General features: G+C 65.3%; 12 protein-coding genes. 4 read left to right on the top strand and 8 right to left on the bottom strand.

The genetic code is table 11. The features are described 5' to 3' along the window. The first annotated feature begins 14 nt into the window (after positions 1-14). Positions 15-731, top strand: coding sequence for a hypothetical protein (locus tag ACXJ16_RS20690; RefSeq protein WP_463923218.1), 717 nt, complete (start codon positions 15-17; stop codon positions 729-731). 95 nt (positions 732-826) lie between these two features. Here ACXJ16_RS20690 and ACXJ16_RS20685 read toward each other — a convergent pair whose 3' ends face one another. From ACXJ16_RS20685 to ACXJ16_RS20670, 4 genes are all read right to left on the bottom strand, one after another. After that, a complete protein-coding gene (locus tag ACXJ16_RS20685; protein WP_463923217.1) occupies positions 827-1,999 on the bottom strand; it encodes an alpha-hydroxy acid oxidase in 1,173 nt (390 codons plus the stop codon). Then, on the bottom strand, positions 1,999-3,309 hold the full coding sequence (locus ACXJ16_RS20680) for an NtaA/DmoA family FMN-dependent monooxygenase (RefSeq protein ID WP_463923216.1): 1,311 nt from the start codon (positions 3,307-3,309) through the stop codon (positions 1,999-2,001). The genes ACXJ16_RS20685 and ACXJ16_RS20680 overlap by 1 nt, the downstream gene beginning before the upstream one ends. Positions 3,310-3,471: 162 nt before the next feature. After that, a complete protein-coding gene (locus ACXJ16_RS20675; RefSeq protein ID WP_054439070.1) occupies positions 3,472-4,194 on the bottom strand; it encodes a 4-carboxy-4-hydroxy-2-oxoadipate aldolase/oxaloacetate decarboxylase in 723 nt (240 codons plus the stop codon). Beyond that, positions 4,191-5,147, bottom strand: a complete 957-nt coding sequence (locus ACXJ16_RS20670) for a hydroxyacid dehydrogenase (protein ID WP_185999811.1) — start codon at positions 5,145-5,147, stop codon at positions 4,191-4,193. Before ACXJ16_RS20670 ends, ACXJ16_RS20675 begins: the two co-directional genes overlap by 4 nt. A gap of 160 nt (positions 5,148-5,307) precedes the next feature. Here ACXJ16_RS20670 and ACXJ16_RS20665 point away from each other — a divergent pair, with 160 nt between their 5' ends. Beyond that, entirely contained in the window at positions 5,308-6,231 is a 924-nt protein-coding gene (locus ACXJ16_RS20665; RefSeq protein WP_454798263.1) for an SMP-30/gluconolactonase/LRE family protein, read from the top strand. 58 nt (positions 6,232-6,289) lie between these two features. Here the strand turns inward: ACXJ16_RS20665 and ACXJ16_RS20660 are convergent, their stop codons facing one another. The 4 genes from ACXJ16_RS20660 to ACXJ16_RS20645 form a co-directional block, all read right to left on the bottom strand. Next, a complete protein-coding gene (locus tag ACXJ16_RS20660; protein ID WP_185999809.1) occupies positions 6,290-6,976 on the bottom strand; it encodes a GntR family transcriptional regulator in 687 nt (228 codons plus the stop codon). Between the two features lie 72 nt (positions 6,977-7,048). After that, entirely contained in the window at positions 7,049-8,344 is a 1,296-nt protein-coding gene (locus ACXJ16_RS20655; RefSeq protein WP_463923215.1) for a dicarboxylate/amino acid:cation symporter, read from the bottom strand. A gap of 87 nt (positions 8,345-8,431) precedes the next feature. Then, positions 8,432-9,892 carry an amidohydrolase gene (locus ACXJ16_RS20650; protein WP_463923214.1) on the bottom strand — a complete coding sequence of 487 codons (1,461 nt, stop codon included), beginning with the start codon at positions 9,890-9,892 and terminating at the stop codon, positions 8,432-8,434. Between the two features lie 74 nt (positions 9,893-9,966). Beyond that, positions 9,967-12,300 (bottom strand): TonB-dependent receptor, encoded by a 2,334-nt coding sequence (locus ACXJ16_RS20645; protein ID WP_463923213.1) that lies wholly within the window; start codon positions 12,298-12,300, stop codon positions 9,967-9,969. A gap of 202 nt (positions 12,301-12,502) precedes the next feature. Between ACXJ16_RS20645 and ACXJ16_RS20640 the strand changes: the two genes are divergently transcribed. After that, positions 12,503-12,985, top strand: coding sequence for an RNA polymerase sigma factor (locus tag ACXJ16_RS20640; protein ID WP_054439062.1), 483 nt, complete (start codon positions 12,503-12,505; stop codon positions 12,983-12,985). Further along, positions 12,982-14,025 carry a FecR family protein gene (locus ACXJ16_RS20635; protein ID WP_185999804.1) on the top strand — a complete coding sequence of 348 codons (1,044 nt, stop codon included), beginning with the start codon at positions 12,982-12,984 and terminating at the stop codon, positions 14,023-14,025. Before ACXJ16_RS20640 ends, ACXJ16_RS20635 begins: the two co-directional genes overlap by 4 nt. Positions 14,026-14,033: the final 8 nt, after the last annotated feature.

Here is a 14,033-nt window from a genome sequence, read left to right as displayed (position 1 = left end):
GAAGGAACGACATCATGAAGAAGCTCTCTTTCGGTACGGCCATCACCGTTTTCGCCATCGTAGCCGTTAGCGGCACTGCCAATGCCCAATTGCTGGGCGGCGGCGGACTGGGCGGCTCGCTGGGTGGTTCGCTCGGCGGCAGCATTGGTTCAGTCGGGAGTTCGATCGGCGGCGCGGGTAGCGGCGCGGGCGACATCGGTGTGTCGCGAACCACGCGTTCGGTCACGTCTTCGGCCAGGGGCAGCGGCGAGGGACGAGCCCGCAAGTCGGTGAACGCGCCATCGATCTCCGCGCCGGACACTTCGGCGGTCCGCGATACGGCATCGGGCGCGGCAGGCAATCTGGCCGGTTCGGCGGGATCGCTCGGCGCCACGGGAAGCGGCACCGCGAGCGGAACAGCAAGCCGCACCGCCTCGGGCGCCATGCTTTCCGGCAGTGGCGCGGCCGATGGCGCGCTGTCAGCGGGAACGCTGCCGGGTGATGCGGCATCGACGCTCGGCAATGCCCGAAGCGCAGCCGGACAACAGCTTTCTTCCGCCGCATCCGGCGCGCGTGACCGTGCCGGCGAAACTGCCTCGGCAGTTCAGAGTGCGCAGGCCCAGGGATCGGGCAATGGTTCCGCCAATGCCGGTGCAGCCGGACACAATGCTGCCGCCTCGGGTTCGGCAGGAGCCTCGGGCTCGGCCTCCGGCGCCTCGGTCAACCTTGGCGCGAGCGCTAGCGGCAATTGAACCTGACAATACCCCCCGCGCACCGACGGGGCCGATGATCGGCTCATGACGGTGCGGGCCCCCGGTTGGCAGAAATGCCGCCGGGGGTTTTCGTTTCAGCGCAGCAACCCGGCGGTTCCGGGCATCAGGAAGCTGCGGTCAAGCTGGTTCAGCCGGTTCACGCCCAGCATGGCCATGCCCACGTCTATCTCGTTCGCGAGCAACGCCAGCGCATGTCGGGCTCCTGCCTCGCCAGCGGCGGCGCAGCCATAGAGCGTCGCACGGCCTACCATCACCGCGTCCGCGCCGATCGCCATGGCTTTCAGCACGTCTGCGCCGCGCCGGATGCCACTGTCGAACAGGACTGCTGCGCGCCCTGCCACGGCATCGACGATATCGCCGAGTGCGGTGATAGCGGGCGGCGAGGAATTGAAATTGCGCCCGCCATGGTTGGATACGGCGATACCGTCCACGCCGTGATCCACTGCCATCCGCGCATCGTCGGGATGGAGCAGGCCCTTGAGCACGAGCTTCCCCGGCCAGCGGCGGCGCAGTTCGGCCACGTCCTTCCAGTCGACCGAGGCGGAATTGGCGACGCGTGAGACCTTGCCGGTGATCCGTCCGCCGACTTCCGCCGGATAATTGGCGAACTGCGGCAAGCCGCCCTCCAGCATGTAGCGGCCCATGACCGAGGCGAGCCAGCGCGGTCGGCGCAGGAAATCGCCGACGAGGCGGGCGTTCGGGCGCACCGGGTTCGACATGCCGGCCCTGCGGTTGAATTCGCGCAGCGGCCAGAGCGGCGTATCCACTGTCAGCACCAGGACTTCCGCGCCGTTTTCCCGTGCGGCATCGACGACCTGCCATGACAGGTCGCGCCTTTCCCAGAGGTACATCTGCATCCAGTGCCCGCACGAGGCCACTTTGGCGATCTCGGCGAAGCTGGTGGTGGAACTGGTGGTCTGCGTGAAGGGAATGCCCGCTGTTGCCGCGGCTTTCGCGATGGCGCGTTCGCCGCGGTGCCACATGAGATCCGCTACCCCAGTGGGCGCGATCACCAGTGGGAGCGGCTGGCGGCGCCCGAACAGCGTAATTTCTGCGGAACGCGCGGAGACGTCGCGCAGGGTGCGCGGCAGGAGTTGCACGGCGCGCAGGGCATCGGGGTTCCGCCCGATCAGGAGATCGTCTTCGGTTCCCCGCTCCACGAACTCCCATATCGCGCGTGGCAGGCGGCGGCGGGCGAGGTCGCGAAGCTGGGGTATATTGTGCGCGCGTTCGGCGATGGCGGCCATCAGTTCAGCCCGAGATTTCTGGCGAACGTCGTGCCTTCGTATTCCGTGCGATAGATCCCGCGCCTCTGCAGGATCGGCACCACCTCGTCGACAAAACCTTCCACTGAGGAAGCCATGACCGTAGGCGTGAGGTTGAAGCCGTGGCAGCCGGTCTCACGCCAGATGTTCTCCAGTTTGTCCGCGACTTGATCGGGCGTGCCCACGAGCTGCGGCATGCCGACGGCGAGGCCCCACTTGATCGCCACTTCGCGCAAGGTGAAGGGCCTGTCGCCCAGAACCGAGGTAAAGGCCTTCATCAGCCCCTGCGAAGCCTGGGTCGCCTGTTCCTGCATCGGCTGGTCCAGTTCGATGCCGGAGAAGTCCACGCCCATCGTGCCGGAAAGGCGGGCAAGGCAACCGTCGAGTGGCAAGCGTTCGATCAGGTCGTCGAGATGGCGCTGGGCTTCCTCCTCGGTGCCGCCGAGGATCGGCTGCACGCCAAACAGCACGCCCGGGGTTTTGCGGCCAAGACCGGAAGCGGCTTCTTCGAGTTGCCGCATGTAGCGCTGCATTCCCGGCAGATTCGGCTGGATCGCGAACACCACGTCGCCGTGCTCGATGCCGAAGCGCAGCCCCCGCCCGGAGGTTCCGGCCTGGAACAGCACCGGGCGACGCTGCGGCGAAGGCAGGACCGGGCCGACCGTGTGGCACTTGTGGAATTCACCGTTGAAGTCGACGAAATTCACCTTGTCGGGATCGGCATAGATGCCGCGTTCGCGGTCGGCCAGGATCGCGCCTTCGCCGATGGAATCCCAGAGCCGGTAGCAGATCTCCATATATTCGTCGGCAGCATCGTATCGGCGGTCATGTTCGAGCTGTTCGAGGCCCAGCGCGCGATGTTCGCCGCGCAAGTGGCCGGTGACGATATTCCAGCCGACACGTCCGCCGGACAGGTAGTCCAGCGTCGAGAGCTGGCGCACGATCGACCAGGGGCGATAGGAACTTGTCGACATCGTGGTTGCCAGACCGAGATGCTCGGTGGCGGCGGCAAGGGCGGAAAGCAGTACGACAGGATCGTGGCTGGGCCAGCACACGCCGTACTTCACCGCGTCCTCGTGGCTGTCTCTATAGCGGTCGAACACGCCGGGCGTGTCGGCGAAGAACAGCCCGTCGAACTTCCCGCGCTCAAGCGTGCGAACGAGGCTTTGCCAGGCCTTGAGGTCGCTCATCGCGGAGAGCCGGGTATCGCCGGGCGCGGCCCAGCTCAGCACGGTATGATTGATCGGCGAATGGATCTGGAAGCTGACCAGATGAATCTGCTTGCTCGTCATGGCGCCGGTTCCCTCTCTCGCAATCTGAAGTGCAGGTCCGGCGGGCCGAAAGGCATGTCTGGACCTTTTTTAATGTATACAAGTTTTCGCGCCTGCATCCCGTAGGCGGGGGATGCGGCCGGAACCGGCGCAAGCCGGCCCCGGCCGCCCCTGCCGGACCTCCTAGAGGTCCCCTCCCCAGGTGCAGTCGTGAATTTCGATGCCGAGATCGGCGATGACCTTGTCCATGCCGAGCACCTCGAACAACACTTCGCCCTCGCCGATGCGGCGGCGGAACTCGACTTCGGCAGCCGCGCGTTTCTCAGCGCTTTCAACCGTTTGCAGAAGGTGGGCGCGCGGGATGACGAGCACTCCATCGGAATCGCCGACCACGACGTCGCCCGGTTCGACCAGTACGCCGTCCGCCACCAACGGCACGTTGACCGCAACCGGGCCGCGTTTCTTCGGGTGCTCGACGGAAACGGCCGTGGACCAGACCGGGTAGTCGAGCTCGCGAATGGCATCGACGTCCCGCATGGCGCCATGGACGACAGTGCCGGCAAGGCCTTTGCGGCGAGCGTAAGTGCAGGCCACGTCACCCCAAAGCGCCCCTTGATGGCCGCCGCCATTCGTCAGCACCAGCACGTCGCCGGCTTCCGCCACGTAGAGAGCTGCGTGAATGGCAAGATTGTCGCCGGGAAAATTCCACGCCGTGACGGCGGGGCCGCAGAGCTTCTGGCCGGGGGAGATGGGGGCCATCGCCGGGCTCATCAGGCACATGCGGCCGGCGATCTCGCCAAGGCCTTCGTGGAGATCGGCCACGCCGAACCGGGCTGCGCGGGCTACAAGCTCGGGATCGGGCCGGGGGATACGCTTGTAGATCACGGACTTGAGCGGAGCGGTCATTCGGAAATCTCCGGATTGAGGAGGGTCGCGGGTCGTTCTCCGCGGCTTACGCAGTCGACGACGCTGGCGACGTGGAGCGCCATGTCCTTCATGCCCGCCTCGGTGACGCCGGCGACATGCGGTGAGAGCATGCAGTTGGTCAGGCCGAACAAGGGGTTGTCCGGGGACGGCGGTTCGGCTTCGAAAACGTCGATCCCGGCTCCCGCGATCTGGCCGGATCTGAGCGCCTCGGCGAGCGCGGCCTCATTGACGATGCCCCCGCGCGAGCAGTTCACCAGGATCGCATGCGGTGCCATCAGGCCGAGTTCGACAGTGTCGATCAGGTTGCGCGTGCCTTCGCTGAGCGGAGTGTGGATCGAGACGATGTCGCGCTGGAGAATCCGTTCGAGGGGCAGGGGTTCGACCCCGGCGGCGCGCATGTCCTCATCCGGCACCATCGGATCGAACGCCGCAACTTCGGCTCCGAAACCGGCGCTGCATATGCGTGCGACGCAGCGGGCGATGCGGCCGAAGCCGATCAGTCCGACTTTCGCGCCGGTCAGGTCTCCGAGGCGGATTTGCCAGCGCTCGTCCCAGCGATTGCCGCGCACCAGTGCGTCCATCTCGCGGGACTGGCGCAGCAACGAGAGCATCATCGAGACCGCGCCTTCGGCCACGGCGGTGGAGTTGTTGCCGCCCGGCGTGTTGGCCACCATCACGCCCTGCGCGCTGGCTGCCGGAATGGCGATGTTGTCTACGCCCGCACCGTGTTTCACGATGGCCTTGAGGCGGGGCATCGCACCGAAAATCTCCGGCCCCAACGGGCTGGTGCGGATGACGATCACGCTGGTTTCGCGAAGCCTTGCGTCCTCGCGCCAGTTCGCCGGAGCGATAATGTCATGGCGGGCGCTCAGCCTTTCCACGCCGATAGGGTGGATAGGATCGATAATGCATACGAGTTCGCGGGAACTCACGGCTGAATCTCCTCTCCACGACGATTATGTATACGTTTGTGGCTTGAGTGTCTCGTGAAAGCTCTTTCCCGCGCGGTCAACTCCTATTAGGTCTTTCCGCAAAGAGATGTATCCGATCTGTCCGTTTTTCGTCCGGGCGATCGGCTGAGAGGAGAATGCGATGTTCGCTGCCCCGCCCGCCGTCATGGCGGAACCCTTCTGCCGTATTCCCGAGAAATTCCGCCGGCACGGCGAGACGACCGAATGGGCCAGGGTCCAGCTTCACGGTGCGGCAGCGCCGGTGTTTCTCGAAGGACCGGTGTTCGATGCGCAGGGGAACCTGTGGGTTACCGATATTCCCTGGGGACGGCTGTTCCGGATCGCGCCCGACGGAACCTGCGAACTGGGTTTCGAATACGATGGGCAGCCGAACGGCATGAAGTTCCTCGCCGATGGACGGCTGCTGGTGGCGGACCATCACAAGGGCATGGTCGTTTGCGACTTGCAGAGCGGAAAGGCGGAAACATGGTTCGACCGCTACCTGCTCGAACCTTTCCTTGGCTGCAACGACCTGACGATCGCGCGCAATGGCGATATCTACTTCACCGACCAGGGCCAGTCGGGCTGGCAGAACCCCAATGGCCGGTTGTTCCGCGTGCGCGCCGGGACGGGGCAGCCCGAATTGCTGCTGGACCGGATTCCCAGTCCCAACGGGCTCGTGCTGAACAAGGCCGAGACGGCGCTGTTCCTGGCGGTTACCCGCGCCAATGCCGTATGGCGGTGCCCACTGGTCAACGACGGTGCGGTGATCAGCAAGGTGGGGACCTATATCCAGATGTCCGGCGGCTCCGGGCCGGACGGACTGACGATCGACGAGGATGACAATCTCGTCGTCTGCCATGTCGGTTTCGGCGCGGTCTGGCTGTTCAGCAACCGGGGCGAGCCGATGCTGCGGATCGATGTGCCGGAGGGGCGCTATACCACCAATGCGGCATATGGCGGACCGGGCAACAAATGGCTCTACTTCACGGAATCGAGCACCGGCACCGTTTACCGGGTGGAGATGCCGGTGCCGGGACGTCCGATCTGTTCGGCTAGCATCTGAGGAGTTTCTATCCCCTTCGCGCGCGCGAAAAATGCGTCCCGCGCCAATCCGATTGGCGTCAGGCGCGGGGGGGCTTGGTCTTTGCGTCGGACTGGCTCAACAGGTGGGCATAGCGCTCCAGCCCGATCCGCGTGCGGCCGATATGCATGACGAGGACGGCCTGTGCGGTTTCCACTTCGCGGCGGCTTATCGCGTCATAGAGCAGCCGGTGTTCCACGTCGTGCGTGCGATTGCCGCTGCCGAGCGACAGCTTCATGTAGGCCCGGCGATAGCTCTGCGTTGTATCCCAGACGCGCTCGACGATCTGCGCGAGCAGCGGCGTATCGTGGCGGCGATAGGTGATCCAGTGAAACTCGCGGCCCAGCGCGATCGTCTCGTCAAGGTCGGAAACCTGCTCGATCCGCTCCATCACCTCCTTGAGGTCGGCCAGGTCCTGTTCTGTCAGGTTGGGCACGCTTTCCGCCAGCAGCAGCGGCTCCACCCTGGCGCGTATCTCGAACGAGACTTCGAGATCGCGCATCGTCAGGCTCGTCACCCGGGCCCCGGTGTTGGGGCGCATGGTGACGAGGCCGCGTGCTTCCAGCATCCGCAGGGCATCGCGCACCGGGATGCGGCTGGTTTCCAGCTCCGCCGCCAGTTCGTCCTGCTTGATCCGGGTTCCCGGCCGCAGATCGCCCGAGAGGATACGCTCTGCGAGGATATCGGCGATGCGCTGGCTGGCAACGGAGGATGGTTGGGAACTCATGATGTTCCCCTGATAGGCGATTCTGCCCGTGGGTCGAGGTGTGAACGCGGCTCCGGCGGTTTGCGAGGCAGGTTACGGCAGGGCGATCTTCGCAATGTCCGCTTCGGCCACGGCGGGAACAGGACGCTCGCCCTCGCTCTCGGGCGCCAGCAGACCTTCCCATTGGGTGATGACCGAGGTGGCGATGGCGTTGCCCAGGACGTTGGTGGCGGTGCGGCCCATGTCCATGAAGTGATCGACAGCAAGGATGAAGGCCACGCCTTCGACCGGCAAGTCGAACTGCGCCAGCGTGGCGGCGACCACCACCAGCGAGGCGCGGGGGACCGCCGCGATGCCCTTGCTCGTCACCATCAGCACCAGCAGGATCGTGATCTGCGTCATGAGCGGCAGGTCTATGCCGTAAGCTTGCGCGATGAACATCGTCGCGAAAGTGGCGTACATCATCGAGCCGTCTAGGTTGAAGCTGTAGCCCAGTGGCAGGATGAAGCTGTAGATGCGCCGGGGCACGCCGAAACGGTCCAGTTGTTCCAGCATCTTGGGATAGGCCGCCTCGGAAGAGGCGGTCGAAAAGGCGAGCAGCACCGGTTCGCGCACATGGCGGATCAGCGAGAAGATGCGCTTGCCGAGGAATAGCGCGCCCGCGGCCAGCAGGAGAACCCAGAGCGCCATGAGCGCAAGGTAGAATTCGCCCACCAGCGTGCCGAAGGTCCTGAGCACGCCGAGCCCCTCGGTCGTCACGGCCGCCGCCAGCGCGCCGAACACGGCCAGCGGCGCGACCCGCATGACGTAGCCGGTCACTTTCAGCATGAGTTGGGCCATGGTCTCTATCAGCACCACCACCGGCTTGCCGACATCGCCCAGCGCCGTGAGGCCCACGCCGATGAAGAGCGAGAAGACCACGATCTGGAGCACCGAATTGTCTGCCATCGCGCCGACCATCGATGTCGGGAACACGTGCAGCACGAAGTCACGCAAATTCAGGGCACTGCCATTGACGGGCGCGTCGACGTTCGTGGCAGAGCGCACGAGGTCCAGCCCCTCGCCGGGGGTGAAGAGGTTCACGAATACCAGGCCCAGCGTCAGCGAGATCAGGCTTGCGATCACGAACCAGGCCATGGCTCGCCCGCCGATCCGGCCCAATGCGCCGCTGTCTCCCATATGCGCAACCCCCGCGACCAGCGTGGAAAACACCAGCGGCGCGATGATCATCTTTATGAGGTGCAGGAAAATGTCGGCAAGGAGGTGGAAGTAGCCCGCCACTTGCCCGGCGGTTTCGGCCGATCCGCCGACGATCTGGTTGGCGGCAAATCCGGCGCAGACGCCGGATACCATCCCGGCGACGATCAGGGTCGTCAGGCGACGTGACATAGGCAGTACTCTTTGGAAGAGGGGCGGGGCCCAAAAAAGGACCCGGTTCCGCCGGGATGGGCGGAACCGGGGTCAGGATGGGTCCGGTCAATCCTTGGTGGCAGACCCCTTGCGGTAATCCAGCGAAGGGGCCTTGTCGCCGAGCAGCGAGCGGTAGACAAAGTTCGGACCGCGGCGCTCGTCGAGTTCGGCCTTGGCGGCGGCCAGCGTATCGGGGCTCTGGAACAGTTGCGCGGCGGTGAGGGCAAGCGCCTTGGCGGCCACTTCGGCGCCCTTGGTGCCGACGCTGTTGCCGCTGGCCGCAACAGCCTGCCAGCTGTGCGGCGGGGTGCCCGGCGCCCAGGTGCCCGCGGACAGCCCGGCGGTGGGGGTCGTGTAGCTGACGTCGCCGACGTCGGTGGAGGCCGACATGATCTCGCCGCTGCTATAGGGGGCGACGCCCGGTGTGCTCTTGCGGCCGCCCTTGGGCAGGGTGGCGCTGATCTTGTCGATGAAGGCCTGTTCCTGCGCCGTGTAGGCGGGCAGCGGCACCTGCTTGAGGTTCTCGTACATCACATGGCCGAGCGTGTCGTTCGGCAGCAGGTCGAAAGTGCCGCCGATCTGGTTGTACTCCAACGTTGTGCCGGTGCCGAGCGCGGCGCCTTCTGCGGCCTTCTTCACGCGCTCCATGATCTCGGCCACCTGCTGCTGGTCGGGGTGGCGGACGTAGTAGTAGACTTCGGCCGTGTCGGGCACGACGTTGGGTGCCTTGCCGCCATCGGTGATGACGTAATGAATGCGGGTTTCCTGCGGGACGTGCTCGCGCATCATGTTGACCATGTTGTCCATCGCCTCGACCGCATCCAGCGCGGAGCGGCCGCGTTCGGGCGCGGCGGCCGCGTGCGAGGCGATCCCGTGGAAGCGGAACTTGGCGCTGACATTGGCAAGGGCATGGCCCTGCATGGCGCTGTAGCCGTCACCCGCATGCCAGTGCAGCATGGCGGAGACGTCCTTGGTCAGGCCCGAACGGACGAGGAAGACCTTGCCCGAACCGCCCTCTTCGGCAGGCGCGCCATAGACACGCAGTTCGCCCTTGATGCCGTGGGCGACCATCCAGTTCTTGGTGGCGATGGCAGCGGCGATGGAGGCGGCGCCGAACAGGTTGTGGCCGCAGGCATGGCCGGCAATGCCGTCAAGCGCATGGCGCTCCGGCTCGGCAGCCTGGGCGAGGCCGGGCAGGGCATCGAATTCGGCAAGGATGCCGATGACGGGTCCGTCACCGGTCCTGAAGCTGGCGACGAAGGCGGTGGGCATTCCGGCGGCGCCGGGCGTGACCTGGAAGCCGGCGGTCTTCAGCTCCTTCTGAAGCAGCCCGGAACTTTTGGTTTCCTGGAAGCCGACTTCGGCCCAGGACCAGATCTGAAGCGCATTGCGTGACATGGCGGCAGAGCCGCGATCGACGTCGGCCAGGATCGTGGTGCGGTCGGCATCGGCAAGCGGCCCGGCCAGAGCGGGAACGCTGGCGCTGGCGGCGAGCAGGAACAGGGCGGTACGAACGAGGGATTTCATGAGCACATCCTCATTGAAGGTCGTATCGAAATTGTCCCGCGCGGATCGGCGAACCGCGCGGGACAGGCAGTAAATCAGCGCTTCCCGAACGAGACGCGAAGCTGGGCGCCGAACACGCGCGGTTCGTTGTAGACCAGCGTGGTCGAAGTGATCGAGGGGGTCACCACGCCGCCGGCCGCCGCGTAAGTCACGTCGAACAGGTTGCGGATGAAGAAGCCGATATCGATGCCCCGGCCCTCGATGTCGTTGAGGTCAAGCTTCAGGTTGACGGTGTCGTAGGCCTTCTGGATGCCGTTGGTATCCAGCGGGCGCTCGACGTACCAGACCTTGGTGCTGTGGAACCAGTTGGCGTTGAACACCAGTTCCGCGAACTCGCCCAGGTCATGCGCGTAACGCGCGCCGCCGCCCACGGTCCACTTGGGGGTGTAGGAGAACTTGTTGTTGACCGGATTGTTGCCCAGCAGCGGGATGAAGGCGGCCGGGGCATCGTACTCGTCGTACTTGGCGTCGGTATAGGCGCCGAAGCCCGAGAGGGTGAAGCCGTGAACCGGCGTGACCGAGAAGTCGAACTCGGTGCCCTGGATCGTCGCCTTGGCGGCGTTGATGATCAGGCTGCTGGGGTCGTTGGCGGAGTTGCCGTCGCCGTCGAAATCCGCGCCGGGGAAGATCGAGCGCTGGATGTTGTTGTACTTGCTGGTGTAGGCGGCGATGTTGAAGCGGCCCTTCACGTCGCCGAGCTGCCAGCTCGACTTGATGCCGGCTTCATAGTCGGTGACCTTCTCGGGCTTGAAGGTCTCGAAACCGTCGAAGTAGGAGGACAGCCCGCTCTGGTTGTAACCAGCCGAACGGTAGCCCCGGCGGTTGGTGACGTAGAGGAACAGGTCGTCGTTGACCTTGTAGTCGAAGCCCAGTGTCCAGGTCGGCGCCTTGGAGCTTTCGGAGCCGGTCTTGCCGCCGCGATCCTCGCAGGCGTCCGGCCCGATACGTGCCGCCGTATCCAGCGCCGCCACCGAGCAGCCCGAGGACTTGTCCCAGGTGTAGCGGAACCCGCCGTTGAAGCGCAGGCCTTCCGCAAATCCGCCGAAGGCATAGCCGATCTGGCCGAACAGCGCCTTGCTGGTCGAGGTGTTGTAGTTCTCGTTATAGGTGAAGGTCTTGCCCGGGATCACGGCAGAATAGGTGACGCTGCCGTTCACGCCGTTCGGGTCGCTCTTCAGGTAGAATGCACCGACGATCCAGTCGAGCTTGTCTGCGAACAGCTTGCCCATGGCCTGGAACTCGTTCGAGTACTGCTGGACATTGGTGTTGGACACGCCGTCGTAGAGGGCAAGGTAAGTGCCGTCCATGTCGCGAGCACCGTCTACCTTGCTGCTGCGGTAGCCGAAGATGTTCTTGAAGGTGACCGTGCCGACATCGAGCGTGGTGGTATTGGCAAGGCCCCAGAACGTGCGGTTCGAATAAGGATCGATGCTGGTCGACACGTCGCGCACGCCGGCGGCCTGTTGCTCGGACAGGGCGATGTCGATGTCGCAGCCGGCGACGCCGCAGTCGAAGTAAGGCGCGTTGGCCGCCGTGCGCGCGGTGCCGCCACCGGAGACGGCGGGGTTAGGGTAAACGCCGTTGAGCACGAGGCCGGTGCCGTTCTCCCGCGCGCGGTACCAGTCGAACACCGTCACGTTCTTGAGGCCCTCGACCGGTTCCACCAGCAGCGAGGCACGGAAGGCGTTGTTGTTGCGGTCGTCAAGGTTGCCGCCGATGCCGTGGTTCTTGGTGTAGCCGTCGCGGCGCGCGACCTGTCCGGCCAGACGCAGGGCGACGTGTTCGTCCATGATCGGCACATTGACCGCGCCTTCGAAGGTCCGCTCGTTGTAGGAGCCGAGCGTGACCTGCCCGTAGCCGCCGAAGTCGTAATCCGGCGCGGTAGGATAGAGCAGCAGTGCGCCGCCGGTGGTGTTGCGGCCGAACAGAGTGCCCTGCGGGCCCTTGAGGACCTGGATCGAGCCGACGTCGAACGTCGGCACGATGGAGCCTTCATTGGGCAGCGGCACGTCGGCGAAGTAGGTGACGACCGAAGGCGCGGCCGCGCCTGCCGTCGCGCGGCGCTGGCCGCGGATGACGATGCTGGGCGTATCGCGCGAGGTCTGCGGAGCGACGTTGAGACCCGGCGTCGTGTAAGTGAGGTCCTGCGTGCTGACGATCGCCTTTTCGCGCAGCATTTCCTCGTTGAAGGCGGTCACCGAGACGGGAACGGTCTGGGCGCTTTCCTCGCGGCGGCGGGCGGTGACGAAGATTTCGCCGCCGGGCTCGTCGGATACGCGCGAGGCGGTTTCCTGGGCCTGGGCGACCGGGGCCGAAATGGCCAGGAACGAAGAGGCAAGCAGCAATGCGGAAAGGCTACGACAGGACATATTGTTCTATTTCCTTATCTATCCGGCCTGTCCCTGATCGCAGGCCGATAGTCGCAAGACGCAGTCCAGCGCGGATCATTCGCTTTCGATGAAAAAATATTCCGGGTGACGTTTCGCCGGCTGCGCGGCTAAGGAGAGGCGGTTTCCGGATCGAAGGATCGACGTCATTTTCTCGCTGCGCAGGACATCGCCGAACGAACGCGTGGAGGCGCCGGATCTCTCGGCGCACGTCCCGGCCTTGCGGCGGTACATCGCCAAGCGGGCGGTGCCCGGCGATGTGGACGATCTCGTGCAGGACGTGCTGGTGCGCATGCACGTGCGCGGGCAGACCGATCCGATCGCCAATGTCGAGGGTTACCTGTTCCAGGTCGCGGCCAGTGTGCTGACCGACCGCGCGCGCCGCGATCAGGTCCGCCACCGTAGCGCGCATTTCGAACTGACCGAGACGTTCCACCCGGTAGAGGAACTGACGCCCGAGCGTGTCTTGCGTGGGCGCGAGGACGTGGACCGGCTGGTCAATGCGCTTGAGGAAATGCCCGGACTGACGCGCGACGTCTTCGTCCTCCACCGCTTCGAGGAGATGTCCTACGATGCGATCGGAGAGCATCTCGGCCTTTCTAACAGTGCAGTCGGGCGGCACCTGATGAAGGCCGTTCGCTTCCTGGCTGCGAGGGATCTGCCATGAGCAAGTCCATCGATCCCCGGCCCTTCGATGCCCGCGCTCTGGAACAGATCGATTCCCCCGAAGCGACGGCGGCCGCCTATTTCAGCCTGTTCCGTTCGCCTCGGGCGACCGCGCAGGATTACGATGATTTCGAGCGCTGGCACGCCCGTGACGAGGGCAATCGCGTGGCCTGGGCGCGCGTCGAGCGCGCATGGGAAGAGACCGCCGCGATGCGAACGGATGCGCGCATCCTGGCGATCCGCGAACGCGCGCTGGCCAACCGCCGCTCACGTGGCCGGTGGCAGCGTCCGCTGGCGGCCGCGGTTGCAGCTGTCGCGGTGCTGACCGCCGGTGTCGTCTACCAGCGGCAACAAAGCGCCGAAGTTGCGGCGACGGCCACGGCGATTGCGGGGGCGGACAGCCGGATCATTTCAACCGGCATCGGCCAGCAGTTGACCTTCCGCATGACGGACGGGTCGACGATCACGGCGAATACCTCTTCCACCCTTGCGGTCAACGAAACCGATACGCGGCGCAGCACCTCCATCAGGAATGGCGAAGCCTTCTTCGAGGTGGCGAAGAACCCGCGCAAGCCGTTCGTGGTCGAGGCGGGCGGGGTGAAGGTCACTGCGCTGGGCACCGCTTTTGCGGTTCGGGACTTCGGCGGTACCATCGGCGTTACGCTTGCGCACGGAAAGGTCCGTGTCGATATGCCCGCGAGCGCTGGACAGCCTGCGCAATCGGCGATCCTTGCCCCCGGGCAGGAGCTTGTCTGGAGTTCCGGCAGGTTCCGCACCGGCAGCATCGATGTCGACCGGCAGCTTGCCTGGCGCAAGGGTGTTGTCAGTTTCGACCAGGTTCCACTGAAGGATGCCGTGGCGGAGATCAACCGCTACAGTCCGCAGGAAATCATCGTCGCCAGCCCGGCACTGGCCCGTCATCCGATCAGCGGCACGTTCCGCATCGGGGTAACGCGCGGTTTCCTCCAGAGCCTGGAACTGGCCGGCATTGCCCGCGTCGAGAATGAAAGCGCGACCCGGGCCGAACTCGTCCAGCCCTGAGCGACGGG

The organism is Novosphingobium sp. TK71, from assembly GCF_055361505.1.
This window is presented reverse-complemented; position numbering and strand designations above follow the sequence as displayed.

Bases quoted from the DNA above. Each gene is read 5' to 3' on its own strand.
- ACXJ16_RS20690 (WP_463923218.1), top strand. From the start codon at position 15: ATGAAGAAGCTCTCTTTCGGTACGGCCATCACCGTTTTCGCCATCGTA.
- ACXJ16_RS20685 (WP_463923217.1), bottom strand. From the start codon at position 1,999: ATGGCCGCCATCGCCGAACGCGCGCACAATATACCCCAGCTTCGCGAC.
- ACXJ16_RS20680 (WP_463923216.1), bottom strand. From the start codon at position 3,309: ATGACGAGCAAGCAGATTCATCTGGTCAGCTTCCAGATCCATTCGCCG.
- ACXJ16_RS20675 (WP_054439070.1), bottom strand. From the start codon at position 4,194: ATGACCGCTCCGCTCAAGTCCGTGATCTACAAGCGTATCCCCCGGCCC.
- ACXJ16_RS20665 (WP_454798263.1), top strand. From the start codon at position 5,308: ATGTTCGCTGCCCCGCCCGCCGTCATGGCGGAACCCTTCTGCCGTATT.
- ACXJ16_RS20660 (WP_185999809.1), bottom strand. From the start codon at position 6,976: ATGAGTTCCCAACCATCCTCCGTTGCCAGCCAGCGCATCGCCGATATC.
- ACXJ16_RS20655 (WP_463923215.1), bottom strand. From the start codon at position 8,344: ATGTCACGTCGCCTGACGACCCTGATCGTCGCCGGGATGGTATCCGGC.
- ACXJ16_RS20650 (WP_463923214.1), bottom strand. From the start codon at position 9,892: ATGAAATCCCTCGTTCGTACCGCCCTGTTCCTGCTCGCCGCCAGCGCC.
- ACXJ16_RS20645 (WP_463923213.1), bottom strand. From the start codon at position 12,300: ATGTCCTGTCGTAGCCTTTCCGCATTGCTGCTTGCCTCTTCGTTCCTG.
- ACXJ16_RS20635 (WP_185999804.1), top strand. From the start codon at position 12,982: ATGAGCAAGTCCATCGATCCCCGGCCCTTCGATGCCCGCGCTCTGGAA.